This window comes from Shuttleworthella satelles DSM 14600 (genome assembly GCF_000160115.1).
Lineage (GTDB): Bacteria > Bacillota > Clostridia > Lachnospirales > Lachnospiraceae > Shuttleworthia > Shuttleworthia satelles.
The window spans coordinates 1,033,023-1,058,543 of sequence record NZ_GG665866.1 but is presented as its reverse complement, the minus strand read 5'-3'; the positions used below and the strand labels follow the sequence as shown (position 1 = coordinate 1,058,543).

At 55.1% G+C, this 25,521-nt stretch carries 18 protein-coding genes; all 18 read right to left on the bottom strand.

Features of this window, described 5'->3' with window-relative positions; all coding sequences use genetic code 11:
• Positions 1 to 10: 10 nt before the first annotated feature.
• Positions 11 to 2,698, bottom strand: coding sequence for a DNA mismatch repair protein MutS (gene mutS / locus GCWU000342_RS04730; protein WP_006906152.1), 2,688 nt, complete (start codon positions 2,696 to 2,698; stop codon positions 11 to 13).
• Between the two features lie 52 nt (positions 2,699 to 2,750).
• Positions 2,751 to 4,403 carry an NAD(P)/FAD-dependent oxidoreductase gene (locus GCWU000342_RS04725; RefSeq protein WP_006906151.1) on the bottom strand — a complete coding sequence of 551 codons (1,653 nt, stop codon included), beginning with the start codon at positions 4,401 to 4,403 and terminating at the stop codon, positions 2,751 to 2,753.
• Positions 4,400 to 5,662, bottom strand: a complete 1,263-nt coding sequence (locus tag GCWU000342_RS04720; RefSeq protein ID WP_006906150.1) for an aminoacetone oxidase family FAD-binding enzyme — start codon at positions 5,660 to 5,662, stop codon at positions 4,400 to 4,402. Before GCWU000342_RS04720 ends, GCWU000342_RS04725 begins: the two co-directional genes overlap by 4 nt.
• Positions 5,663 to 5,672: 10 nt before the next feature.
• Positions 5,673 to 7,340 (bottom strand): putative polysaccharide biosynthesis protein, encoded by a 1,668-nt coding sequence (locus GCWU000342_RS04715; protein WP_006906149.1) that lies wholly within the window; start codon positions 7,338 to 7,340, stop codon positions 5,673 to 5,675.
• Positions 7,341 to 7,351: 11 nt separating this feature from the next.
• Positions 7,352 to 7,846 (bottom strand): rRNA maturation RNase YbeY, encoded by a 495-nt coding sequence (gene ybeY / locus GCWU000342_RS04710; RefSeq protein ID WP_006906148.1) that lies wholly within the window; start codon positions 7,844 to 7,846, stop codon positions 7,352 to 7,354.
• The gene (locus GCWU000342_RS04705) at positions 7,843 to 8,877 is read right to left on the bottom strand and encodes a PhoH family protein (protein ID WP_006906147.1); all 1,035 of its coding nucleotides are present in this window, start codon (positions 8,875 to 8,877) and stop codon (positions 7,843 to 7,845) included. The genes ybeY and GCWU000342_RS04705 overlap by 4 nt, the downstream gene beginning before the upstream one ends.
• A gap of 12 nt (positions 8,878 to 8,889) precedes the next feature.
• A complete protein-coding gene (rlmH, locus tag GCWU000342_RS04700; RefSeq protein ID WP_006906146.1) occupies positions 8,890 to 9,375 on the bottom strand; it encodes a 23S rRNA (pseudouridine(1915)-N(3))-methyltransferase RlmH in 486 nt (161 codons plus the stop codon).
• Positions 9,375 to 10,223 carry a bifunctional methylenetetrahydrofolate dehydrogenase/methenyltetrahydrofolate cyclohydrolase FolD gene (gene folD, locus GCWU000342_RS04695; RefSeq protein WP_006906145.1) on the bottom strand — a complete coding sequence of 283 codons (849 nt, stop codon included), beginning with the start codon at positions 10,221 to 10,223 and terminating at the stop codon, positions 9,375 to 9,377. Before folD ends, rlmH begins: the two co-directional genes overlap by 1 nt.
• An 11-nt stretch (positions 10,224 to 10,234) precedes the next feature.
• A complete protein-coding gene (locus tag GCWU000342_RS04690) occupies positions 10,235 to 11,905 on the bottom strand; it encodes a formate--tetrahydrofolate ligase (protein ID WP_006906144.1) in 1,671 nt (556 codons plus the stop codon).
• A 52-nt stretch (positions 11,906 to 11,957) separates the two neighbouring features.
• Entirely contained in the window at positions 11,958 to 14,855 is a 2,898-nt protein-coding gene (locus GCWU000342_RS04685) for a DNA translocase FtsK (protein WP_045000320.1), read from the bottom strand.
• A gap of 150 nt (positions 14,856 to 15,005) precedes the next feature.
• Positions 15,006 to 15,734, bottom strand: a complete 729-nt coding sequence (locus tag GCWU000342_RS04680; protein ID WP_006906141.1) for a YebC/PmpR family DNA-binding transcriptional regulator — start codon at positions 15,732 to 15,734, stop codon at positions 15,006 to 15,008.
• 44 nt (positions 15,735 to 15,778) lie between these two features.
• Entirely contained in the window at positions 15,779 to 16,651 is an 873-nt protein-coding gene (locus GCWU000342_RS04675; RefSeq protein WP_006906140.1) for a hemolysin family protein, read from the bottom strand.
• Positions 16,652 to 16,776: 125 nt separating this feature from the next.
• On the bottom strand, positions 16,777 to 17,940 hold the full coding sequence (gene alr / locus GCWU000342_RS04670) for an alanine racemase (protein WP_006906139.1): 1,164 nt from the start codon (positions 17,938 to 17,940) through the stop codon (positions 16,777 to 16,779).
• A gap of 14 nt (positions 17,941 to 17,954) precedes the next feature.
• On the bottom strand, positions 17,955 to 19,469 hold the full coding sequence (locus GCWU000342_RS04665; protein ID WP_006906138.1) for a bifunctional ADP-dependent NAD(P)H-hydrate dehydratase/NAD(P)H-hydrate epimerase: 1,515 nt from the start codon (positions 19,467 to 19,469) through the stop codon (positions 17,955 to 17,957).
• 26 nt (positions 19,470 to 19,495) lie between these two features.
• On the bottom strand, positions 19,496 to 20,137 hold the full coding sequence (locus GCWU000342_RS04660) for a redox-sensing transcriptional repressor Rex (protein WP_006906137.1): 642 nt from the start codon (positions 20,135 to 20,137) through the stop codon (positions 19,496 to 19,498).
• 11 nt (positions 20,138 to 20,148) lie between these two features.
• Positions 20,149 to 22,080, bottom strand: coding sequence for a ribosomal protection-like ABC-F family protein (abc-f, locus tag GCWU000342_RS04655; RefSeq protein ID WP_006906136.1), 1,932 nt, complete (start codon positions 22,078 to 22,080; stop codon positions 20,149 to 20,151).
• A gap of 11 nt (positions 22,081 to 22,091) precedes the next feature.
• Entirely contained in the window at positions 22,092 to 23,300 is a 1,209-nt protein-coding gene (locus tag GCWU000342_RS04650) for an NADP-dependent isocitrate dehydrogenase (protein WP_045000318.1), read from the bottom strand.
• Positions 23,301 to 23,390: 90 nt separating this feature from the next.
• Positions 23,391 to 25,469: an elongation factor G gene (locus GCWU000342_RS04645; RefSeq protein WP_006906134.1), complete on the bottom strand. Its 2,079-nt coding sequence runs from the start codon at positions 25,467 to 25,469 to the stop codon at positions 23,391 to 23,393.
• Between the last annotated feature and the right edge of the window lie 52 nt (positions 25,470 to 25,521).

Genomic DNA, 25,521 nt, shown 5'->3' with positions numbered 1-25,521 from the left:
TCGCATATATTTACCAGCGATTTTTCACCTTGTTCTGCATCTCATTCAGACGGTTTAAAGCCTCCAGAGGCGTGAGATTGGAGATATCCATATCGCGCAGTTCTCTGATGATATCATCATCCTTTATGGTGTCAAAGAGACTCATCTGGCCCATATCAACCTCATCCAGGGAAGATGGCGGTTTTCTGGCCCCTCTCTTCGCTTCCGGCAGAATATTCGCGGCGATCAGAGTGATGTCATGATCGGACAGTTCTTCAGAGATTTCCTTTGCCCGCTCGATGACCCCGTCCGGTACTCCGGCCAGCTTGGCCACCTGAATTCCATAACTTCGGTCAGCTCCGCCGGGAACAATTTTCCTGAGGAAGACGATCTCGTCCCCCTTTTCCTTGACGGCGACGCAGTAGTTATTGACCCCGTCGATCCTCCCCTCAAGCTCTGTCAGCTCATGATAGTGGGTGGCAAAGAGGGTCTTTGCCCCGATCAGTCTGCTGTTGGCAATGTATTCCACCATGGCCCAGGCAATGGACAGGCCGTCAAAGGTGGAGGTCCCCCTCCCGATCTCATCCAGGATCAGAAGAGATTTGGAGGTCGCGTTTCGGAGAATATTTGCGACCTCGCTCATCTCTACCATAAAGGTCGATTGTCCGCTGGCCAGATCGTCTGACGCGCCGACGCGGGTGAAGATACGGTCCACCACTGAAATGTTGGCAGCTTCTGCAGGCACGAAGGAACCGACCTGAGCCATGAGGACAATAATGGCGTTCTGGCGCATGTATGTGGATTTTCCGGCCATGTTGGGACCGGTGATGATGGAGAGCCGGTGGCTCTTGTTGTCCAGATAAGTGTCGTTGGCAATAAAATCTCCGTCGCGCAGCATCTTCTCCACTACCGGATGACGCCCGTTCTTGATTTCCAAGATCCCTCTTTTGTTCAGCCGCGGCCTGCAGAAACGGTTGTCCTCTGCCACCTTGGCAAGAGACTGGTAGAAGTCCAAGGAGGCGATGGCCCTCGCCGTCTTCTGAATGCGGACCACCTCCTGGCCGACGCGGTCGCGCACCTGACAAAAAAGCTCATTTTCCAAGGCAAGAAGGCGGTCAGCGGATCCCAGGATCGTATTCTCCAGCTCCTTGAGCTCTGGTGTATAGAAGCGCTCCGCGTTGGTCAGAGTCTGCTTTCGGATGAAGTAGTCGGGAACCAGATTCAGGTAAGAATTGGTGACCTCCAGATAGTATCCGAAGACCCTGTTGTACTTGATGCGCAGATTCTTGATTCCTGTCTTCTCACGCTCCCTGGTCTCTAACTCCGCCAGCCACTGCTTGCCGTCTGTGGCCGCGGCTCTGAGCCGATCGATCTCCTGGTTGTAGCCCGCTCGGATGATGCCCCCCTCATGGGAGGAGATCGGCGGTTCCTCCGCGATGGCTGACGAAATCAAAGTCTTTATGTCTTCCAGCGGATCCATGTCGTCGAGAATCCGCTTCATATTCCGGGATGAGAAATCCGCCAGAAGGGCACGGATGGCCGGGAGGACGGCGACAGAGGACGCGAAGGCGACCAGGTCTCTCGGATTGGCCGTCTGATAGGTGATCCTTGTGATCAGCCGCTCCAGGTCATAGACCGGATTTAAGTACTCCCGGATCTCCTCGCGGCTGATCATGTCCGAGAGCATTTCATCCAGGGCGTCATAGCGGTTTATAATTTCCTCTTCGTCAATCAATGGCTGTTCAATACGGGAGCGAAGCATCCTGGCCCCCATCGCCGTCCTGGTCTTGTCCAGGACCCAGAGCAAAGATCCCCTCTTCTCCTTCTCTCTCAAGGTCTCCACAAGCTCTAAGTTGCGGCGGGTGGCGGCATCAAGCAGCATGTAGTTTCCACCCCGGTAGGGTGAGATAGCGGACATGTTTGCCAGATCTGACTTCTGCGTCTCAATCAGATACTTAAGCAGGGCTCCGGCCGCAATGCTCCCGATCGGGAAATCCTTAAGGCCCAGGGCTGTCAGGTCTGATACATGAAAATGCTCTCTGAGCAGGTTCAGGCAGGCCTCATCCTCAAAGTAATAGGATTCCAGGGGGCTGATCGCCATATGGAAGCGATCCCTCAGGGCATCTAAGTCAAGTCCGCACATGGACATGGAATCATTGCAGACCAGCTCCGACGGATGATACTTGGACAACTCATCCATGAGCTTTCGGTCAGAATCCAGTTCCGTGACGAAGAAATCCCCGGTGGACACATCCGCCGCCGAAAGACCGAAGGTATTGCCCACATAGATGATACTGAGAATATAGTTGTTCTTCCCCTCCTCGAGCGAGGACGCGTTCATATTGGTTCCGGGGGTTACAATGCGGGTGACGCCCCGTTTCACCATCCCCTTTGCCTCCCTGGGATCCTCCAGCTGATCGCAGATGGCAACCTTGTAGCCCTTTTGCACCAGTCGGTTGAGATATGACTCCACCGCGTGATAGGGGACTCCGCACATGGGAGCTCGCTCCGGAAGGCCGCAGGCCTTGCCGGTCAGAGTCAGCTCCAATTCCCTGGAGACAGAGATCGCGTCGTCAAAGAACATCTCGTAGAAGTCACCAAGGCGATAGAAGAGAATGCAGGTCGGATTCTCCCTCTTTGTGGCAATATAGTGTTCCATCATAGGGGTCAGATCCTTGAGGAACTGTGGGTTTTTTTCCAGATCACTGTATGTCAGCATAGAAACACTTTCATTTTATAAAAACGGATACATCTTATTAAAATCCGATGCGTCAGGTCACAGTATCAGCATACTCTCTGATGATCGCCTCCGCCACCTTCAGCCCGTCCATTGCCGCTGAAGTGATTCCTCCCGCGTAGCCGGCCCCCTCCCCGCAGGGATAGAGCCCCTTAATCTTCGACTGAAAGTTCTCTCCCCGCAAAATGCGAACCGGTGAGGATGTCCGGCTCTCTACGGCGCTCAAGATGGCGTTTTCATCGTCAAAGCCCGAGATCTTTTTTCCAAAGAAAGACATGGCATCGATCAGGTCTGCCTCCATGTCCTCCGATAAGAAACCGCGGAGATTGGTCAGTCTGCAGTCCCCCCTTGCGCAGCTGGCAAAGCTTCCATAGGACGAGGACGGGCGATTGACCAAATAGTCTCCCCAGAGCTGCTGGGGAATCGATCCCTGACCAAGGGCATAGGCTCTCTTTTCCATCTCTCTCTGATAGGCCATTCCCGCCAGCGGATCACGCATGTCAAATTCCCTCTTTCCCACGGTGAGAACGATGGCTGAATTGGCATTGGCGCTTCCCCGATTGGCATAAGACATCCCGTTGACCGCCAGGCGTCCTGTCTCAGAAGAGGCGTTGACCACATATCCGCCGGGGCACATGCAAAATGAGTATACACCTCTTCTGCCCGGTAAGCTCCTGGCAAGTTTATAGGAGGCGGGAACCGGCGGCCTGCTTGTCTTGCCGTATTGGGAGTCGTCGATCATCTTCTGCGGGTGTTCGACGCGAAATCCCAGGGCAAAGGGCTTGGCCTCCATGGGCACCTGTTCGTTGTACAGGGTCTCAAAGCTGTCTCTGGCGGAGTGGCCGATGGCCAGGACAAGGCGGCTGCAGGGAAGAAATTCTTCCTCCCGGTCCGAAGAGGATCCTTTGCGAAAATAGAGTCCCTCGATTCTCCCCTCCCGAATCAGAGGCCGCGTCATCCTGGTCTGAAAGCGAAAACTGCCGCCGAGATCGATGATCTTTTGCCTGAGATTTCGCATGACAAGGACAAGAATATCCGTTCCGATATGGGGTTTGGCATCGATCAGGATTTCCTGCGGAGCGCCGCAGGCAGCCAGTGTCTCGAGGACAAATCGATTCCTCCCGAGAGAGTCTCTGACCTGCGTGTTGAGTTTTCCGTCAGAGAAAGTCCCCGCTCCTCCCTCTCCGAACTGGACATTGGACGAGGGATCCAGACGACCTGTTCTCCAGAAGGCCTCCACATCCGCCATCCGCTCGTCCACAGTCTTGCCACGCTCAATCACCAGAGGCTGTAAGCCCGCCAGGGCCAGGAGGTAGGCGGCAAAGATCCCCGCGGGGCCGCTTCCGATGATCACGGGTTTCTCCTCTGCCCGGCCTGATACGCGCCGGCCAGCGATTGGATCAGGCAGAAGGTAGCGCTGAGGATGATAGGCGCTGATTCGGTTGTCCCCTGCGTGCCGCCTGAGAAGCTTCTCCTCCTTCCCGCAGGAAACCGCGAGACTGTAGCTGTAAAAGAGCCGGGGCTTCTTCCTGGCGTCGATCGACCGGCGAAGAATCTGCAGCATCTTGATCCTCTCTTCCGGAATTCCAAGAAGAGAGGCTGTTTTCTTTCGCAGAGCTCTTCTCTCTTCCTCTTTGTCCTGGCCCTCTGATGAAACGGGCAGATGCAGCTGTGTCAATCGAATCATAAATGCCTCTCTCCTGCGATATCCGCGCCTGCCAGACAGCCGGAGGTCCAGGCCCACTGCAGATTGTAGCCTCCGCAGATTCCATCGATGTCCAAGACCTCTCCGGCGGCATAAAAGCCCGGAGAAAGCAAAGACTCCATGCTGTCTGATGAAAATTGATCGGTAGCCAGGCCGCCGGCGGTTGTCTGCGCCTGCTGATAACCGCCGGTCCCCACAATGGGGATCTCAAGGGAAAGAAGTCTGTTCAGCAAATCTTCTCTTTCACGCGCATCCAGTCCTCCCACTCTCCTGTCCAAGGAATAGCCGGTCCATTCTTTCAGAAGGCCAAGTAGACGGCCGGGAAGGATCCCCTGAAGACAGCTCTCCAGGCTCTCTTTTTGCCTTCCAAAAAGGATTTCAGACAGCTTCTCTTTTCTCTGCTCCATGGCAAGCCAGGGGAGGATCAAAAGACGGGCGCTGACCAAGGAGCCCTCGTTCAAGGCGTATGAGGCATCGCGGCTGACCTGAAGGACCGGTATACCGGAGATACCGTCTCGATTACACTGGATCTCCCCCTGGTCATAAGCAGCTTCTCGTCCGTCGATCAGAAGCTGAATCCCTGCCTGCAGACGAAGACCGGCCAGATCCTCAAGGAGAGGCCATTCGGACTTCAGAGAAACCAGAGCCGGCGCCGGAGGAATAATCCTGTGTCCGAGCTTCTCGGCCCAATAGTAGCCATCCCCCGTAGATCCGCTGGCAGGGGCAGCCTTTCCCCCACTGGCCAGAAGAAGACTGCGGCAGAGATAGTCCCCTTTGCTCTGACTTTTCAGGTCGACGAAAGCGACCCGGTAACGGAAATCCTTCTGTCGGACGGCTGCAAAACCCCGGCAGGACTCCCCGGTATGAATGGACACGCCCAGCTTCAAAAGACGGCAAAGCAGAGCTTTCTGCACAGAGGCGGCCTCCTGCGTGGACGGATAGAGACAGCCCTCTCTCTCGTAGGGGAGAATTCCCAGGTCAAAGAAAAAGTCCAGGGTCTCTTTCAGCCCGAATTTCTCCATGGCCCTGACAGCAAAGTCAGGGTCTGCTCCACGATAAGCGAAGCGACCCTGCCTCAAATTGCTGAAATTGCACCTGCCGTTGCCGGTCATGCGAATCTTTCTGCCGACTTGCTTGTTTTTCTCCAGGATCAGTACCGAGGCGCCACGCGAAGCGGCCGCGATCGCGGCTGCCATACCGGAAGCGCCGGCGCCGATTACAATCAGATCATAGGCCTGCATGGAAAACTCCTCACATCAAATGCATCTTTTTGGCAAGGCCAACCAAAAGGCTGCCCTTGGGGAAACGAAGGAGGGTCTCCTCATTGATCGCCCCCAGCCGGATGATCGCGATAAAATAGACAAAGGCCCCGACGACTACCGCGAAGAAGGTCGCCAGCAAATTGCTGTGGGAAAGCATGGCCAGCCGATAGGCTAAAAAAACCGCCAGTCCCATAATGGCTGAGGCCGCCAGAGGCAGGATGTAAGTCTCCTTTAGGAGGGGACGGGGAGCGGCGTATTTCATGATAGACCGGTGATTGAGATAGGAAATCAGAAGCGCGTCCACCGTGTATGCCATGATCAGACCGTAGATTCCCAGATGGAAAACCAGCATGGCCACGACCAAAAAGAGCGCCTGCACTCCTGTCGCGATCAGGGAATGAATGATCGGCAGATTCAGGTGATCAATTCCCTGCAGAAGACTGTTGGACAGGGTCGAGAGACAGACGAAGACGATCGTCAGCCCTCCCACCACCATCATCATGGCTGAGGTCGGATCGGGATCCCGAAAGAGAAGAAGCATAATCGGCCTGGCCAAAACGGCCAGCCCCACCGCTGAGGGGATGGCCACCAGCATGACAAAACGGGTGGCATTTTCCAGCTGCCTTTTGACCAGATCCATCTTCCCTGCGTGAAAGGCCATGGTCAGGGTCGGAACCGCGGAGGCGCCGATGGCGGAGGCGATCGAGATGGGCACATTCTGTATGACCCGATACTCTCCGGTATAGACTCCCCACCAGGAGGAGATCTGCTCGCGCGGAATCCCCTGCAGGACAGCCAGGTTTTTGAAAATCCCCTGATCGATGATCAGAACAATATTATAAATGGTCGTGGAGAGCAGAACCGGGACAATGGTCAGAACCAGTGTCCGCATGATCCCGCTGTAGGGGCTGACCGTCCCCGTCTTCTCTCTTGCCATGCGACGGAAGAAGCCGGGTAAAAAGGCCAGAAAGATAAAGAGCATGACCAGCAGAGCCATGACGGATCCAGAAGTCGTTCCCAAGGTTCCGCCGGCCGCTCCATAGGCGGCAGCAACCTGGGCGGTATCAGATCGGTCTGCGGCGACGCGGCCTCCAAAGGAAAAGAGGGTGTAGGCGGCTGCGACGGATATGATGGCGTTGACGATCTGCTCCATGATCTGAGAGACAGCGGAGGGAATCATGGAGCCGAGTCCCTGGAAAAATCCCCGCAGGACACCGACAATGGCGACAATAAAGAGGGTCGGCGCCAGCACGCGCAGAGCGATCGCGGCATAGGGGGTCTTTAAGAGCTCACCGGTCAGAAAATCCGCGCCAAAATAGACGATGAGACCGGCCAGGCCTCCGGACACAGCGGCAAAGGCCAGAGCCCCCTTGAGAACGCGAAAGGCATTTCTGTGCTCCTGATTGGCCATCCTGGCGGCGACCACCTTGGAGACGGCAAGCGGAATACTGTAGGATGAGATGATCAAGAGCAGATTATAGATCTCATATGCCGTTCCATAGTAGTCATTGCCCATTTTCCCTATGATGTTGGTCAGGGGAATCCGGTAGATCAGGCCTATGACCCTGCTGACAATGGAGGCGATCGCCAGGATGGATCCCTGCATCAGAAAAGAGCTGTCGCTCTTTCTCAACTTGTTCTGCTGCTCATTACCCATACGCCTTCTCTCTATCGGTAGATCCCCAACTGGTCCAGCATCTCGGACTGACGGCGCTCCATGTCAATCCTTTCCGCATCTGTCATGTGGTCATAGCCCATTAAGTGTAACATACTGTGAGCGATCAGGAAGGCGAATTCCCGCCTGGTCGAGTGGCCATAGTCCTGAGCCTGGGAGACCAGCCTTGGAATACAGAGGACGATATCTCCCAGAACAGCCTCGCCGCTGTCCGGGTTAAAGAAATCGTCTGTCTTCTCTATTTCCGAGAAATCTCCGGGGGCCGGATAGTCGATGAAGGGAAAAGACAAGACGTCCGTCGGCCGGTCAATCTGCCGGTATTCCCGATTGATCTGATGCATACGATCCAGATCGACCAATGTCACGGAGACCTCCGCCTCAAAGGGAAAGCGCTCATAATCCAGGGCCTTTCGGATCACAGTCTCCAGCAGTTTTTTGTAGTCAAAGGGCAGATCAAGCCCGCACTCTTCTTCTAAATGAATGGTCATGCCCTGTGTCCTCTTCTTGCGGGACCCGTCTTGCTGCCGATTCGCATGGCGTCCCTGCGTATCCTCGTCTCTTTCTTCTCATACTCCTCGTAGGCATTGACAATCTTCTGCACCAGAGGATGCCGCACGACATCCTTGCCGGTCAGCTGACAGACCGCGATATCATCAATACCCGAAAGGACTTTAGCCGCGACATCCAGACCGGACTTCTGGTCGGCTGACAGATCCTTCTGGCTGGCGTCTCCGGTGATCACCGCCTTGGAGCCGAAGCCGATCCTGGTCAGAAACATCTTCATCTGCGCCGGCGTCGTATTCTGCGCTTCATCCAAGATGATGAAGGCATTATCCAAAGTCCTCCCTCGCATGTAGGCCAGGGGGGCCACCTCAATCAGACCCTTTTCCATATTGCGCTGATAGCTTTCGGCGCCCATGATCTCATAGAGGGCATCGTAAAGCGGACGCAGGTAAGGATCGATCTTGCTCTGCAGGTCACCCGGCAGGAAGCCGAGCTTCTCACCGGCCTCAATTGCGGGTCTGGTCAGGATGATGCGCGAGACCTCCTCTCTCTGAAAAGCCATAATAGCCATGGCCATAGCCAGGTAGGTCTTTCCGGTCCCGGCCGGGCCCAGGCCGAAGACAATCATCTTCTGCCGGATGGCATCGACGTAGGCCTTCTGACCCAGCGTCTTCGGCTTGATCGGCTTTCCGGCAACCGTGTGCGCGATGACATCTCCGTCGACCTTTAAGATGGTCTGCACGGGATTCATCCCATCCTCATGCAGAGACATGGCGTAGCGGACATTTTGCTCCTGGATACTCTCTCCGCTCTTTGAGAGAGCCAAAAGGGAGTCCAGGACATCTCTGGCGCGCTCGACGCCATCTCTCTCCCCGATGATCTTGATGGAATCGCCGCGGGCGATCAGGCTGACCGCGAAGGTCTGCTCGATGAGTTTGATGTTGCGGTCAAACTGGCCGAAGATATTCTCCAGGTGATCCAGAGGAATATCGATAGATCCTTCAATTAGACTCAATTCCGATCCTTTCTACTTGTGGTAGGGTTCCCCTCTGCTGATGCGAAAAGCCCGGTAAATCTGTTCCAGTACAATCACCCGCATGAGCTGATGGGGAAAGGTCAGGGGCGAAAAAGAAAGCTTTTCATCCGCCCTGGCAAGAAGCTCCTCGGACAGGCCAAGGGAAGCTCCGATGACCAGTGTGATTGACGACTGTCCTCCCAGACTCAGGCGATCCAAATGCTCTGCCAGTTGAAGCGAATCCATCATCCGCCCGTCGATGGCCAGGGCGACGACATAGTCCCTCTCCCGGATGGAGGCAAGAAGGCGGTCCCCTTCTCTTTTGAGGATCTGCTCTTCCTGCGCCCGGGAGGCGCCCTCCGGGATCTTCTCATCCGCCAGCTCTGTGATCTCCAGACTGCAGTAACGACTCAGCCGCTTGCTGTATTCTGAGACGGCGTCTCTGAAAAATTTCTCCTTGATCCTGCCCACGCAGAGCAGGCGAATTCTCGGTCCCATCAGCTTCTCCTGGCCCGGGCGGCCCGGAGGCAGTTCTTCATCAGCATCGCGATGGTCATGGGCCCGACCCCGCCGGGTACAGGTGTGATCGCGGACACCCTGTCAAAGGCATCTTCGTAATCCACATCCCCATGCAGGCTTCCGTCCTCCATGCGGTTGATTCCCACGTCTATGACAACCGCTCCCTCCTTGAGGTCAGCCCCCTTGACGAAATCCGCCCGGCCAATGGCGGCGATAAGAATATCCGCCCGTCGCATAAGCTCGGGCAAATTCGCGGTACGGGAGTGGGCAATCGTCACGGTCGCGTGCTCTCTTAACATCAGAAGGGCGACCGGCTTGCCCACAATATTGCTCCTCCCCAGAACCAGACATTCCTTTCCCTCCAAGGGGATATGACTCCTTTTTAACAATTCAAGAATGCCGGCTGGGGTACAGGGCAAAAAGCCGTCCTGGCCGATCAAGAGCCTGCCCAGGTTCTCAGGGAGGAAACCGTCTACATCCTTGGCCGGGTCGATCGCCTCAATGACAGCGTCTGCGTCAATCTGCCGAGGCAAGGGCAATTGAACCAGGATCCCATCCACATCCTCCCGGGCATTGAGATCGCGGATCTGCCTCAGGAGATCCTCCTGACCGCAGCTCTCTGGCAGATGAAATTCCAGAGATTTGATCCCGCAGGCCGCGCAGGCCCTGTGTTTATTCCTGACATAGACCGATGAGGCGGGATGATCTCCCACCTGTACGACTGCCAGACAGGCTTTGATCCCCCTGGCTGCCAGGGCCTTTGCCTCCTGTTTTACTTCCTCTTTGATCTGCGCGGAAATTGCCCTTCCGTCAATGATCTTAGCCATAAAAACCTCACTTAGAAGAGACCTGTAATCACACTGTCATTCGTCACGTCGATATGATTGGCTGCGGGAACCCGGGGAAGACCGGGCATGGTCATGATATTGCCGAGAACAACGACGACAAAACCGGCGCCGGCAGCGGGATAGATCTCTCTTACAGTGACACGGAAGTGCTCGGGACGGCCCAGTTTCCCGGCGTCATCGGACAGGGAATACTGGGTCTTTGCCATACAGACAGCGAAATGGTTCATGCCCATGGAGACAATCTTCTGCAACTGGCGCCGGGCGGCCGGACTGTAATCGACACCGTCAGCCCCGTAGATCTTGTCGGCGATCCTTTTGATCTTCTCCTCAAGGGGAAGAGAGGGCTCATAGAGAGGATGATACTCGCTCTTCTTATTCTCAAGAACTTCAAGGACCTTCTCGGCCAGGGGGATTCCTCCCTCGCCGCCCTTGGCCCACACTTGCGACAGGGCAAATTCACAGCCTTTCTTCTGGCAGAAGTCCCGGACCAGGTCTGTCTCCGCGGGCGTATCCGTCAAAAAGGAATTGAGGGTCACCACGATGGGCAGACCGAAGCTGTGCAGGTTCTCAATGTGCTTGTCCAGATTGGCGATTCCCCTCTCCAGCGCCGCCAGGTTTTCCTCGGTCAGCTGATCCTTTGGAAGTCCGCCGTTATACTTGAGGGCGCGCACGGTCGCCACCAGTACAACGCAGTCGGGATGCAGGCCGGCCATGGGAGCCTTGATATCCAGGAATTTCTCGGCTCCCAGGTCAGCCCCGAAGCCGGCTTCCGTAATGACATAGTCAGCCATCTTGAGTCCCATCGCGGTAGCCCGGACAGAATTGCATCCATGGGCGATATTGGCAAAAGGTCCCCCGTGAACCAGAGCTGGCGTATGCTCCAAGGTCTGTACAAGATTGGGCTTCATGGCGTCCTTTAAGAGAGCCGCCATGGCCCCGACAGCCTTAAGATCACCCGCAGTCACGGGCTCTCCGGACAGGTTATAGGCGACAATCACACGGCTTAAGCGATCCTTGAGATCAGCCATATCTCTGGCCAGACAGAGAATCGCCATGATCTCAGAAGCCACCGTGATGACGAAATGGTCCTCTCTGACAAAGCCGTCCGCCTTCGCTCCCAGGCCCACCACTACATTGCGAAGGACCCGGTCGTTCATATCCAGGCAGCGCTTCCAGACGACCTGCCTGGAATCGATCTGCAGGGAATTGCCCTGCTGGATATGATTATCCAAAAGAGCGGCCAAAAGATTATTGGCGGAGGTGATCGCGTGAAAATCACCGGTGAAATGCAGATTCAGGTCCTCCATGGGAAGCACCTGGGAATAGCCGCCGCCCGCGGCGCCGCCCTTAATGCCAAAGCAAGGCCCCAAAGAGGGCTCGCGAAGAGCCAGAATCGCCCTCTTGCCCAGACGGCCAAAGGCCTGTCCGAGACCGACTGAAACCGTAGTCTTCCCCTCTCCCGCAGGAGTCGGATTGATCGCGGTCACGAGAATGAGCTTGCCGTCCTTCTCTTTCTTCAGTCCTCTCATATACTGGTCAGAGAGCTTGGCCTTGTACCTGCCATAGAGCTCCAGGTCATCCTCCTTAATGCCGAGCCCGGCGGCGACATCGCGAATCGGGAGCATCCTGGCCTCCTGGGCAATCTGGATATCTGTCTTCATGGAAAACCTCCTTTGTCACAAGAACACTTGATTCTGTGCGAGTTAATGAGATCTATGACAGGGGAAAGAGCTGATCAAATTCATCCATCGACATCAAGACCTTGCGGGCCTTGGTCCCCTCAGATTCTCCGATCACGCCTTCCTCAGCCAGCTGATCCATAATGCGGGCCGCCCGGTTGAAACCGATCTTGAGCTGGCGCTGCAGTCCACCCGCCGTGGCGCGTCCGGACTGAATGATAATGCGGCCTGCCTCCTCTAACAGAGGGTCCCGATCGTCTTCCGGGGAACCATTGCCGTCAATTGCCGTCATCCCCGGATTCTCCTCAATCTGTCTCTGGATCTCCTCTTCCATTCCCTGGGTCTTCTCATTGTGACTGGTAATATAGTCTACGACCCTGGCCACATCGTCGTCGGGGACGAAGGCGCCCTGGACGCGAAGGGGCTTGGGAATTCCCTGGGGGAAATAGAGCATATCTCCCTTGCCCAGAAGCTTCTCCGCTCCCACCATATCTAAAATGGTTCTGGAATCGACCCCGCTGGTTACGGCAAAGGCCACACGGGAGGGCATGTTGGCCTTGATCAGTCCGGTAATGACATTGACCGACGGTCTCTGGGTGGCGATGATCAGGTGAATCCCGGCGGCACGGGCCAGCTGAGCCAGACGGCAGATCGCCTCCTCGACCTCGGAGGATGCGACCATCATCAGATCTGCCAGCTCGTCGACAATGACCACAATCTGAGGCATTTTCTCTGTGACGACCTCTGTCTCCTGCCCGTTGATCACCTGCCTGATCTTTCCGTTTCTGATATGCGAATTATAGCCCTTGATGTCCCGAACGCCCGCGTCCGCGAACTTCTGGTAGCGGTCGGTCATCTCCCTGACCGCCCAGTTGAGAGCGCCGGCAGCCTTCTTAGGATCGGTCACAACCGGAATCAGAAGATGGGGGATCCCGTTGTAGACAGACAGCTCTACCACCTTCGGATCAATCATAATAAATTTGACGTCGTCCGGATGCGCCTTGTAGAGGATACTCATAATAATGGTGTTGATGCAGACAGACTTACCGGAGCCGGTAGCCCCGGCAATCAGAAGATGGGGCATTTTGGCGATATTGGAGATCATCACCTTTCCGCCGATGTCTCTACCCAGGGCAAAGGCAATATTGGATTTCTCCCTGCGAAACTCCTGCGATTCCATAAGATCGCGGAAGGAAACCAGCTGCGTCTCCTTGTTGGGGACTTCAATGCCGACCGCGGCCTTCCCCGGAATGGGGGCCTCAATGCGAATGTCGGAGGCAGCCATATTCAGCTTGATATCATCCGCCAGATTGACGATCTTCGAGACCTTGACTCCGATCTCCGGCTGAATTTCATAGCGGGTGACAGCAGGACCAACGGAGACATCTGTCACATGCGCGTTCACCCCGAAGTTGTGCAGGACAGTCTCCAGCTTGTGCGCGGTCTTCTCCAGTCCCGTTCTCCGATTCCCGGACGGACCGGACTTGTCCCTGGACAAAAGGCTGATCGGAGGAAAAGAATAGGCCTCCCGCGGCAATTTCGCCTTGCTTCCCTCAAAAGCAGCGTCCTCATGGCGAATCGCGGCCAAAGACCCCGCGGCCCCGGAGGACAGAGCTCCGGGCAGGTCCGCACCGGGGATCTCTTTTCTTCCCCTGTCTGAAGAAGCCGATCCGGGCTTTGCCATAAGTCGCTCCGGGCTGACAGCCTGCGCGTCGGCATAGTCATCCCCCAGGCTGTCTTCGTAATCTTGCTCTGACCCTGGATTCAACTCAGTCAACTTGACGGGATTCTCGTCCCTGTTGGCAGCGGATGCCTTGGATGTATGGGAAGAGCTCCGGTCCATCTTGACAGCGGATGCCCCGGATGTATGGAAAATGACCTCTTCATTGGAGGCGGACTCGTCTTCCTCCTCATGGATCGTCAGAGGCTGTTTGGACAAAGCGTCTTGCGAGGTCAGCGACAGGCGGTCCACCTGGGCCCGGTCGTTCTCATCAAAGATATTGATATGCACTTCCCTGACTTCATCGGTCTTTAACTCCTGATTGGCCTGGGGAGCATCCACCCTGGCATTCTTGAAATCGACCCCCTCTGCCTTGCGGCTGAATCGGCCGTCTCCTGTTCCCTTGTCTGTCACCGTCATATCATGGAGCATAGCGTCCCTGGAGGTCTGTCTGCGGGCTTCTCTTGCCGCCTGAGCCTCTTCCATTGCCTGGGTCTGGCGAGCTTCCAGCTCCGCCAGATGCTCTTCCCTCTTGGTCTTCTTCTCCTCCAGACGGATCTGCCTGCGAATCCGGTATTCCCTGCTTGTGTCCTCAGCCCTTACAGACAGGCGGGACTGTCCCTCGCGGAGCTTATCCAGGATGGACTTCTCCGTGACGAGAATCAGGGAGATGACCAGGAGAAGCAGGACAAAGATATAGGCTCCCGCAAGCCCCAGAAAGCGGACCGAATAGGCCGTAAAAAAACCCCCGATCAGGCCTCCGCCCGTATGATAGGATCTGGCATACTGCATGGCGGCCAGCGCGCCGGACGGGAAGGAACCCTCGCGCAGCAATTCCAGGACAATGTCCAGATCCAGAAGAATCAGCCCCAGCCCCAGCCCCCTCTTTAAGGCGAAGGAATTCTCCGGATTCGCCAGAAGAAAGAATGTCAAAAAAAGGAGAAAAATCGGGAATACATAGGCCACAAGCCCGAAAATCCCAAAGAGGAAGGTCGACAGATAGGATCCGAAGACTCCCCCCACACCGATACAGGAGATGAACATCAGCGCAGAAAGCGCGATCATAATCCAGAGGATAATCTCGGACAGATCGCTCTTTGGGACAGGGGAAGAGGATTTTCTGCCTGTCGCAGAAGTCCTCTTTTCAGCCCTCTTCCTGCCGGCGGATGACTTCGCCGATGCACTTGTTCGCTTTTTTTTCTGATTTGCCATACCCTGATGTTCATTCCCTATGAATAAACCAGGAGACCTGACCGACCTCCTGGTTTTGTCATTCTTTCCTGATTCATAATCGCGGGATATTCGCAAGGCGCATATCCCCTTGTCCCTCGCAAAGATCCGGCAGCTTCGGATGATCGGCTCTTACTCTTCCCAGTTGTGATAGACCTCCTGCACATCGTCGCTCTCATCCAGCAGGTCCAGGATCCGGTTGATGTTTCGGATGTCCTCCTCAGAGGTCAGCTGTACATATGTCTGGGGAACCATTGTGACAGAGGCATCTGCCATAGGAAGTCCCTCTTTCTCCAGAGCCTCTCTGACAGCCGAGAAATCCGCGGGAGAGCTTGTGATCACAAAAGAATCGTCCTCTTCCTCCACGTCATCGGCGCCGGCGTCAAGGGCCATCATCATGATGTCGTCGGCGCTCATATCCGTCGCTTCCTTGTCGACAATAATCTGTCCTCTCTCGTCGAACATATAGGAGACGCAGCCCGGTGTTCCGACGGATCCCTGTCCCTTGCTGAAGGCATTGCGGACATCGGCCGCGGTCCGATTCTTGTTGTCGGTCAGACACTGCACAATAATAGCTGTACCGCTGGGGCCATAGCCCTCATAGGTGGCCTGAATATAGTTGACGGAATCCGCGTCTCCCGCAGCCTTCTTGATCCCGCGTTCTATGGTATCATTGGGAACATTGTTCGCCTTGGCCTTGGCGATGACATCGCGCAGCTTGCTGTTATTACCCGGATCAGGTCCCCCCTCCTTGACAGCGACCGCGATCTCACGTCCGATAACCGTAAATATCTTGCCCTTAGCCGCATCATTCTTCTCTTTTTTATGCTTGATATTGGCGAATTTTGAATGTCCTGACATGGTTTGAAATATCCCTTTCCAGATAAAATTTTCAATCTATTTTATCACGCCGGTGCCCCGTCTTCAAGGGAGGCCTCCCTGCTGATCCTGACTCCAAGGGCCACCATGTGCTCCACATCGATCACATGAAAGTGATACCCCCTGGCTGTGACGTCGAAGGACTCATGGTCCTGCGGAATCCGTCCCAGTTTTTCCAGGAGGAAGCCGTTTAGAGTCTCCGCTTCCTCATCTGACAGGTCGATGCCCAGTGTGTCCGCCACAGTATCCAGGGGGGTAGACCCCTGCATCATATAGGCTCCGTCTCCCAGTCTGGCGACAAGTTCATCTTCATCATCATATTCATCCTGAATATTGCCGACGATTTCCTCAATGACATCCTCCATGGAGAGCAGGCCGCAGGTCTGTCCGTACTCGTCCTGCACGAGGATCATGTGATTCTTCCTGTGCTGCATCTGCGCTAAAAGCGTATCGATCGAGTGCGTCTGCGGAACGAAGATCACCCGGCGAACCATATACTCCAGATCGCGGAGCTTGACCGACATGTCATGCCCTTCCGCGACATAGCGCAGGGTGTCCTTGATGTGGACAAGACCTATGATGTTGTCCAGATTTTTGATGTAAACCGGATAGCGGGAGTAGTGATTCTCAATCATCTGCTCCACCGCCTCCTGCATGGTACTCTCTCCGTCAATCGCGACAATGTTGGACCGATGCTGCATGATATCCTTGACGTCCTTGTCCGCAAAGGCAAAGATATTGCGAATCATCGTCACCTCACGGGCGGACAGAACTCCCTGCTCATGTCCCTCCCTGATCTTGGAGATCAGATCCTCCTCAAATTCGTCCTCGCTTAACGCTTCATCCCTGTGAAAGAGACGGGAGAAAAATTTGTTTTTACTGCTTTCATCCGGATCCATTTGATCTCCTCTCAATGCTGAAATCCCCAGTTCAAATATCTCAGGAACATCCTCCTGGAATTTCCCCTCCGTCTACTCCAAAAGGATCGCCCTCCGACTTACTTCAGGAAGAGCCGGGAGCTGTCCTATCGCAAGTCCTCACGGACAGAGACCACCTGACCCTTTCGATGAAAGACCTTTGGAATTCTCCGATTCCCCAGCAGACAGGCAAACTCATAGTTAAATCGTCCGGACAGGCGGCCCAGCTCTTCAAGGCTGATTCGCTCTTTCCCGTCTTCGCCTAACAGGGTGACTTTCTCTCCAACGGCGATATGGTCAAAGGCGCTGACATCCACCATAAACTGATCCATGCAGATGCGGCCGACAATCGGAGCTCTTTTACCCTGAATCAGCACATATCCCCTGTTCGACAGGCCGCGGGCATAGCCATCCGCGTAGCCGACGGGAATGGTCGCGATTTTTGCCTTTCCCTTGACCTGATAGGTCCCCCCATAGGAGATACACCTGCCCTCTCCCAGGGTCTTGATATGCGTAATATGAGATCCGAGGGACATGGCCGCGGACAGGGGAAAATTCGGATCCATCTCCTCTGAGGGCCAGAGTCCGTACAGACTGATGCCCGCCCGGACCATATCCATATTCAGCTCGGGCAGTTCCATAATTGAGGCGGAATTGGAGCAGTGGCGTATCTCAAACTCCACACCGGCCCTCTCAAGCCGGTCGATCGCCTGCTGAAAGAGGTCTGCCTGCGCGTACGCATGGCTCTTGTCCTTCTCATCCGCCCTGGCAAAGTGGGTGAAAATCCCCTCCATTCTCAGATGCTTCAATTGCGCAATCCTGGCAGCCTGCGACAGGTCTTCCTCGTCGACCTGAAAGCCGATCCTGCTCATCCCTGTATCGATCTTGATGTGGACAGGGGCAATCATCCCCGCCTGAGAAGCCGCCCGGTCAAAAGCAAGTGCTGACTCATAGGAAAAAATCGCTGGCCGTATTCCCAGCCGAACCATCGCCGGATATTCCTCCGGAAAGCTGTAGCCCAGAATCAAAATCGGCTTTGAAATCTGATGGCGGCGCAGCTCATAGGCCTCGTCCACGGTGGCGACAGCATAGCCGAAGACCCGCTGATCCGGCTCCAGAAGAGCGGCAATCTCCCGCGCCCCATGCCCGTAGGCGTCTGCCTTTACGACAGCCATCATCCGGCAATCCGGCCGCATGCGATCAAACATGGCGTCCACGTTGGCCCGCACGGCATCCAAATCAATATCCATCCAAACTCGCTTGTGATCCATAGAAAACCTCTTTATTAAACTGCGACTATTGCCCCGCCATCCCTTGTGATCTGGGGCAAAGCCTCCAATATATCTCCGGCGATCATGGCCCCTTTTCCCTTTTTGGCTGCAGCCAGATCCCCGGCCATACCATGGATGAAGACGGCGTATGCGGCGACCTCCTCAGGATTTATCTTCTGAGCCAGATAGCCGGCGCATAAGCCGGCTAAAACGTCACCGCTTCCGGCCGTCGCCATGCCGCTGTTTCCGCTGCTGTTGAGATAGGTCCTTCCGCAGGGAAGGGCAGTGACTGTTGTCGCGTCCTTGAGAATCAGATCGACCTGGTAATCTCGGGCAAATGTCTCCGCCGCTTCCAGCGCGTGCTCTTTGAGCCATGAAATGCCTTTCCCGGTCAGCCGGGCCATCTCCCCCATATGTGGGGTCAGAATCCACTTGCCATGGGGCTTTAAGAGGCTGTTGGGCTCCTCAGAGAGCAGATTTAAGGCATCGGCATCGATTACCGCGGGAAGCGCCGGGTCGGACAGGACGAAGTCGAGCATTTCCCGCGCCTGATCGGACCTTCCTATCCCCGGCCCAATCAAAATACTGTCGGCCCAATCCATAGCCTCTTTGATCTCGTCTTTGCTCCACGAATTCCCATAGGTCGTGATCAGGGCCTCCGGAAAGGCGGTTCCAATCACTGTCCGGTTCTTCTCATGCGTATATACGCGAACCATCCCGGCTCCTGAGAGCAGGGCCGCCTGAGAGGACAGGACCGCGGCGCCGCAGATCTCCTCTGATCCGGCGACGACCAAAACCTTGCCGAAGCTTCCCTTGTTTCCGGTCGCGTCCCTGTCAGTAAGAAATCCATCCAGATCTTCTCTCTCCAGAGCCAGACAAACGGGAAGGGTGGCGCCTGTCTCAATCGCGTCGATGCCGATCTCGGGCAGATGCACCTGTCCGCAAACGCTTCTTCCCTGCCCCAGCAGAATCCCGGGCTTTAAAAACTGAAAGCTGAAGGTCTCGCTCGCCCGGATGCAGGCTCCCATAACAGCGCCTGTGTCCGCGTTTAGACCGGATGGAATGTCCATGGCGATTACCGGCCTGCCCGATGCGTTGACCTCCCCGATCAGCTCGGCAAGAGGATGTTGAATATCCCTGGAGAGACCGATTCCAAAAATTCCGTCGACAATCAGGTCAAAGCTCTTAAAATCAGTCTCTTCGACAGCCAGAGAAGACAGACCGTAGCTGAGCAGGGACTGGTACTGGATCTTCGCCGACTCACTCAGCCTGGACTCCGGCCCCAGGAGGCAGTAGCTGACATCAAAGCCCCTGACAAAGAGAATGCGGCAGAGAGCCATGGCGTCTCCCCCATTGTTTCCTGTCCCCGCCAGACATAAAATACGCGTCCGCTTTGCGTATTTGTCCTCAATGTAGTCCGAAACTGACAGGGCAGCCCGCTCCATCAGAACAAGCCCGGGGATTTTATGCAATTGACTGGTTCTGACATCGGCTTCTCTGGCCTGACTGACCGTATATATTCTCTTCATGTCGCCTATTTTCACCCCTTACTTGCTCATTTCGAATCTCGACTGCGGCTCATCAGATTGTAGGAGAGCTCCATGAGAGAATCGGACAGGTGGACATTTTCCACAACCGTCTTCTCTCCCACCTCCAGATCCACATGGGCAAAATTCCAGATTGCGGGAACGCCCAGTCCTGTCAGCCGCCTGGCGACAGATTGCGCGGCACTTTTGGGAATGGTTAAGGCCGCAATGTCCACCCTGTGTTCCAGGGCAAAGCGGTCTAAATCATCCAGCATCAGAATTGGAATGCCGCGCACCTCTTTTCCCGCCAGGTCGGGATTGATATCGAAGAGACCGGTCAGGGTAAAGCCCATGCGCTCGAATTGAGCATAGTTGGCGATGGCCTGCCCGAGGTGGCCTGCCCCGATCACAATCAGATTGCGGGACTGGTCCAGTCCAAGAATCTCTCCGATTTTGTCGCGCAGATTCTTGACATTATATCCGTAACCCAGATGACCAAAGTTATCAAAATTATTGAGATCCTGCCGGATCTGCGATGCCGTTGAGTGCATCCGCTTGGAGAGCTCATAGGAGGATATACCCTCCACCTCCTGATCCAGCAGTTCCCCCAGATAGCGATAATATCTTGGAAGCCGGCGGATCACCGCCGGGGAAATCGTCTTCTTCTCCATTCTTCTTCCTCTCAATCCTCATCTAAGGAGGCCCAGGCCTCATAGAGGCTGTCGATCTGATTCTGAAGTCTCTCCTGCTCAGCAGAGAGCTCATTGAGTCTGGCGGAGTTGCACGCGATGTCCGGATCCTCAAAGAGCCGCATGATCTCTATCACCCGCTCCTCCTTGCCGGAGATCTCCTCCTCCAATTTGGCCCTGGAATTTTCCAGCTTTCGCCGGGCGGCGGCCAGCTTCTTCTGCTCGGTCCAATCTGACCTGCCACCCTCCTTAGCGCTGTCCCCGGAATCGTCAGCGGAAGAATCTGCCTGCCCGCGGTCGCTGTGATTCTCTCCCTGCAGCTCCTGCTTCTTGGCCAGAAAGTAATCATAATTGCCTAGATACTCTGTGAAATGCCCCTCTTCCAGCTCCAGGATTCGGCTCGCCGTACGGTTGACAAAGTAGCGGTCATGGGAGACATAGAGAAGGGTTCCCTGATAGGCGTTTAAAGCCCGCTCTAAGATATCCTTGGACTCCATATCCAGGTGATTGGTCGGCTCGTCTAAAATCAGAAAATTGGCCCCGGACAGCATCAGTTTCGCCAGTGACAGGCGGCCCCGCTCCCCGCCGGAGAGAGAGGAAATCTTCTTGTAGACCTGGTCTCCTGTAAAGAGGAAGGCGGCGAGCACATTTCGAATTCTGGTGTTGGTCAGACCGGGATAGGCGTCCGACATCTCATCAAAGAGAGTCTTGGTATCATCCAGCTCCTGCTGCGCCTGATCATAATAACCGATGAAGACCCTGGCTCCGAGCCGGATCCGTCCGGTTCTGGCCGTGAGCTTTTGGTTGATGATCTTAAGCAGAGTCGTCTTGCCGCTGCCGTTGTCTCCCAGTATCGCCAGCCGCTCCCCTCGCCGAAGCAAGAGGTTCAGCCCGCAAAAGAGCTCCTGATCCCCAAAGCCCATAGACAGGTTCTCGATTTCAAGGACGTCTTTGCCGGATTCTTCCTCGGGCGCAAGCTCCAGTCGCATCGCATGCCTTTCCTCCAGGGGCTCTTGCACCGTCTCCATCTTATCCAGGGCCTTCTGCCGACTCTCCGCCCGTCGGATCGATTTCTCCCGATTAAACTGTTTGAGCTTATCGATCACAGCTTCCTGATGCTCAATCGCCTTCTGCTGTCTCTCATACTCCCGCCGTCGGGTTTCCATGATCAGTTCCCTCTGGGCGACAAAAGAGCTGTAATTCCCCCTGTAACAGTGACAGGAGTGATTCGACAGATCAAGCACATGGTCCGCAATCCGGTTTAAAAAATAGCGGTCATGGGCCACAATCAAAAGCCCTCCCCGATAATTGACGAGGAAGGTCTCCAGCCACTGAATGGAAGTCAAATCCAGGTGATTAATGGGCTCGTCAAGAATCAGAAGATCAGGTTTTAAGAGGAGCAGCCTGGCTAAAAATACCCTTGTCAGCTGCCCGCCGGATAACTGATCCGGTCTCTTGTCAAAGTCCTCCTCGCCGAAGCCAAGTCCCTTTAAAATGCCGGCCGCCTCGGAGCGAAAGGTCAGCCCTCCCCTTCGCTCAAAGGACTCGGAGGCCGTCTGGTAGTCCTCTAAGAGTCGGTTTAACTCCTCTCCCTTCAGCCGGGACATCCCGGCTTCCATCGCTCTTAATTTGTCTTCCTCTTCAATCAGCTCGCGGCAGGAGTCCAAAACGATATCCAGTACGCTCCCCTCCAGGGAGTCCTTCTGATACTGGGCCAGATAGCCAAGACTTGCCTCTCTGGCAAAGGTGACATTTCCACCGTCCGCGGACATCTGGCCGACGATAATTTTGAGCAGAGTCGACTTGCCGCAGCCGTTCGGGCCCACGATCGCGTATTTTTCTCCGGCTTCCATCTGAAAGGAGACTCTGTCCAGGATAACTTCCTCTCCGAAGGACTTGGAGAGATTCTGACAGGAAAGGATCATGAAGACACTCCTCAGTTCTGCTTCTCGTAATTCGCTCGTATCGCCCGGATAAATGACCTTGAGTCGAGCACCTGAGGATCCGTAAGATCCGTGATCCTCGCCAGGTCTCCGGTCATCTGTCCTGATTCAATCGTGGCCAAAGATGCCGCCTCCATCCGGTCGGCATACGCGACCAGATCCGGAATATGATCCAGTTCTCCCCTCTTTCTCAGAGCGCCGGTCCAGGCGAAGATGGTCGCGATGGGATTGGTCGAGGTGGCCTCTCCCTTCAGATATCTGTAGTAATGACGCTGGACGGTTCCGTGAGCAGCCTCGTACTCATAGATGCCCCCGGGGGACACCAATACGGAGGTCATCATGGCAAGAGAGCCAAAGGCGGAAGAGACCATATCGCTCATGACATCGCCGTCGTAGTTTTTGCAGGCCCAGATAAAGCCTCCCTCCGACTTCATGACACGGGCAACCGCGTCGTCAATCAGGGTGTAGAAGTACTCAATCCCCGCCTGTTCGAAGGCCTCCTTGTAGTCTCTGTCATAAATTGACTGAAAAATATCCTTAAAGCTGTGGTCGTATTGCTTGGAGATGGTGTCCTTGGTCGCGAACCACAGATCCTGTCTCCTGTCGAGAGCGAATGTGAAGCAGGCTCTGGCAAAGGACTCGATTGAAGCGATGAGATTATGCTGTCCCTGCACCAGACCCGGTCCGTCAAAGTCGTGCACCAAAGCCCGCTTTACATGACCGTCTGAAGAGGTATAGACCAGTTCCACCCTGCCGGGTCCAGGGATCTTCATCTCAGAGGCCTTGTAGACATCTCCATAGGCATGACGGGCAATGGTAATGGGCTTGTTCCAGCTTCTGACATTGGGGCTGATTCCCTTGACCAGGATGGGAGCGCGAAAGACGGTTCCATCCAGAATCGCCCGAATCGTTCCGTTTGGGCTCTTGTACATCCGCTTGAGCTTATACTCCTGGACACGGGCAGCATTTGGGGTAATAGTCGCGCACTTGACCGCAACCCCGTACTTCAGACTGGCTTTCGCGGAAGCAATAGTGACCTGATCGTCGGTCTGATCCCGGTTGACAAGGCCAAGATCGTAGTAATCCGACTTGAGCTCAATATAGGGAAGGATCAACTCCTCCTTGATCATCTTCCAGAGGACTCTGGTCATCTCATCGCCGTCCATTTCCACCAGAGGCGTCGTCATCTGAATTCTTGCCATAGCTGTCTCCTTCAAAAAAATCAGGCAGCGAATGGCTGCCTGATCATCAATCAAACGCTTGTAGGAATTTTAACACAGGAAAGTCTTTTTTCAAGCATTTTGAGCCGACCGGATGCTGATCTGCGCCTCCTGCACGTCGGCCGGGCAGGGATCATAGCGCAGGAACTCGTAGCAATAGCTCGCGTCCCCTGAGGTCAGAGAGCGCAGGTTGGTTCCATACTCATAGAGGGCGGAATAGGGTACTTCCGCGCGGACAACCTGATAGCCTCCCTCGACAGGATCCAGGGACATAACCCTTCCCCTTCGCTTGTTCAAATCCCCCATCACATCTCCGATGCGCTCATCCGCAACGGTGACCTCAAGAGAGGCAATCGGCTCTAAGAGGATGGGCTTCGCCTGCAGGATGCCCTCCTTCATAGCCATGGACGCTGCCGTCTTAAAGGCCGCCTCGGAGGAATCAACCGGATGGTAGGAGCCGTCATAGAGGGTCGCCTTGACTCCGTAAATCGGGTAGCCGGCAAGCGGTCCCTCTAAAACCCGTTCGGCCAGCCCCTTCTCTACAGCCGGGAAATAGTTCTTGGGAACAGATCCTCCCACAACCTTCTCCTCAAAGACGAATGGAACAGACAGATCGCCGGATGGCTCAAAGGTCATCTTGACATGCCCGTACTGGCCGTGTCCGCCCGTCTGCTTCTTATGCTTATACTCCACGTCGGACTTGCCTAAAATGGTCTCCCGGTAAGCGACCAGGGGCTTGTCGAGAAGCATGGTCAGCTTGTACTTATCCGCTAAAATCTCTGCAATCAGCTCCAGGTGAGCTCTGGAAATCCCATAAATCAGCGACTGATGATTCGCCGGATCGCCCTGCGTGCGCAGGGTCAGATCCTCTCTGGCTATCTTCTGCAGAGCCTGCTGCAGTTTGTCATCATCTCCTGACTTCTCTGCCTGATAGGCCAGATAACAGTAGGGCTTGCTGATGACCGGACGCAGATAGGTGACAGGATGCGCCCTTGTCGAGAGACTGTCGCCTGTGGACAGGTCGGCGACCCTGCTTAAAGCCCCAATATCTCCGGCGTGCAGCTCAGAAACCTCCTGGGCCTTGGATCCGGTCAGAAGATAGATCTTGCCGATCTTATCCTCTCTGTCCCTGCCCGCGTTGTAGAGCAGATCATCTGTCTTGAGGACGCCGGAGTTCACCTTGATCATAGAGTACTGTCCCACAAAAGGATCTACCAGGGTCTTAAACACATAGGCGCTCTTGGGCTTGGAGAAGTCGTAGTCGGCCTCAAAGGCTTCATTCGTCTTCGGGTCTATGCCCACACAGGATCTGCGGTCCGGTGAGGGGAAGTATTTCACGATGTCCGCCATCAGAGTGTACATCCCCCGGTGACTCAGATTCGATCCCATCATGACCGGAACGACAGAGCCGTCAATCACACTGACCCGCATGGCCTGACGGATTTCATCCTCCGAGAAGGTATCCCCGTTGAAATAGCGGTCCATATAGGTCTCAGAGGTCTCCGCAACCGCCTCCAGAAGAACCTCGCGGAACTGGTCCAGATTCTCGTAGGAATAGTCCGGCACATCCATCTTGTCAATGCCGCCGGTCGCGTTCCAGCGCTTTGCCTTCTGCTGGATGATGTTGACATATCCGACGAATTGACCGTTCTCCCGGATGGGGAGGTGGAAGGGGGCGATCTTCTTGCCGTAGAGGGCCTGCAGGTCTTCAATCACCTGGCGGTAAGAGGCCTCATCGATGTCCATATCAGTCACGAAAATAATTCTTGGCAGGTGATATTTCTCACAGAGATTCCAGGCCTTCCTGGTACCGACTTCAATTCCGTTTTTCCCGGAGACTACGATAACCGCGGCGTCAGCGACAGAGACCGCCTCCTCTACCTCTCCCACAAAGTCGGGGTAGCCGGGAGTATCTAAAAGATTGATCTTGGTCTCCCCCCAGATCAGGGGCAACAGGGACAAGTGCACGGAAAACTTATGCTTCTTTTCGACCCCGTCATAGTCGCTGATGGTATTGCCCGCCTCGACGCTCCCCGCCTTGTCCTTAAGACCGGATAAGTAGGCCATGGACTCCGCCAGAGAGGTTTTGCCGGAACCTCCGTGGCCCAGCAGAACGACGTTGCGAATTTTATCACTGGTAAAAACCCTCATACAGCACCCTCCTTATTTGAAATTTTATAGTTAAATTTTACTCATTTCTCTT

Bases quoted from the DNA above. Each gene is read 5' to 3' on its own strand.
- mutS (WP_006906152.1), bottom strand. From the start codon at position 2,698: ATGCTGACATACAGTGATCTGGAAAAAAACCCACAGTTCCTCAAGGAT.
- GCWU000342_RS04725 (WP_006906151.1), bottom strand. From the start codon at position 4,403: ATGATTCGATTGACACAGCTGCATCTGCCCGTTTCATCAGAGGGCCAG.
- GCWU000342_RS04720 (WP_006906150.1), bottom strand. From the start codon at position 5,662: ATGCAGGCCTATGATCTGATTGTAATCGGCGCCGGCGCTTCCGGTATG.
- GCWU000342_RS04715 (WP_006906149.1), bottom strand. From the start codon at position 7,340: ATGGGTAATGAGCAGCAGAACAAGTTGAGAAAGAGCGACAGCTCTTTT.
- ybeY (WP_006906148.1), bottom strand. From the start codon at position 7,846: ATGACCATTCATTTAGAAGAAGAGTGCGGGCTTGATCTGCCCTTTGAC.
- rlmH (WP_006906146.1), bottom strand. From the start codon at position 9,375: ATGGGACCGAGAATTCGCCTGCTCTGCGTGGGCAGGATCAAGGAGAAA.
- folD (WP_006906145.1), bottom strand. From the start codon at position 10,223: ATGGCTAAGATCATTGACGGAAGGGCAATTTCCGCGCAGATCAAAGAG.
- GCWU000342_RS04690 (WP_006906144.1), bottom strand. From the start codon at position 11,905: ATGAAGACAGATATCCAGATTGCCCAGGAGGCCAGGATGCTCCCGATT.
- GCWU000342_RS04685 (WP_045000320.1), bottom strand. From the start codon at position 14,855: ATGGCAAATCAGAAAAAAAAGCGAACAAGTGCATCGGCGAAGTCATCC.
- GCWU000342_RS04680 (WP_006906141.1), bottom strand. From the start codon at position 15,734: ATGTCAGGACATTCAAAATTCGCCAATATCAAGCATAAAAAAGAGAAG.
- GCWU000342_RS04675 (WP_006906140.1), bottom strand. From the start codon at position 16,651: ATGGATCCGGATGAAAGCAGTAAAAACAAATTTTTCTCCCGTCTCTTT.
- alr (WP_006906139.1), bottom strand. From the start codon at position 17,940: ATGGATCACAAGCGAGTTTGGATGGATATTGATTTGGATGCCGTGCGG.
- GCWU000342_RS04665 (WP_006906138.1), bottom strand. From the start codon at position 19,469: ATGAAGAGAATATATACGGTCAGTCAGGCCAGAGAAGCCGATGTCAGA.
- GCWU000342_RS04660 (WP_006906137.1), bottom strand. From the start codon at position 20,137: ATGGAGAAGAAGACGATTTCCCCGGCGGTGATCCGCCGGCTTCCAAGA.
- abc-f (WP_006906136.1), bottom strand. From the start codon at position 22,080: ATGATCCTTTCCTGTCAGAATCTCTCCAAGTCCTTCGGAGAGGAAGTT.
- GCWU000342_RS04650 (WP_045000318.1), bottom strand. From the start codon at position 23,300: ATGGCAAGAATTCAGATGACGACGCCTCTGGTGGAAATGGACGGCGAT.
- GCWU000342_RS04645 (WP_006906134.1), bottom strand. From the start codon at position 25,469: ATGAGGGTTTTTACCAGTGATAAAATTCGCAACGTCGTTCTGCTGGGC.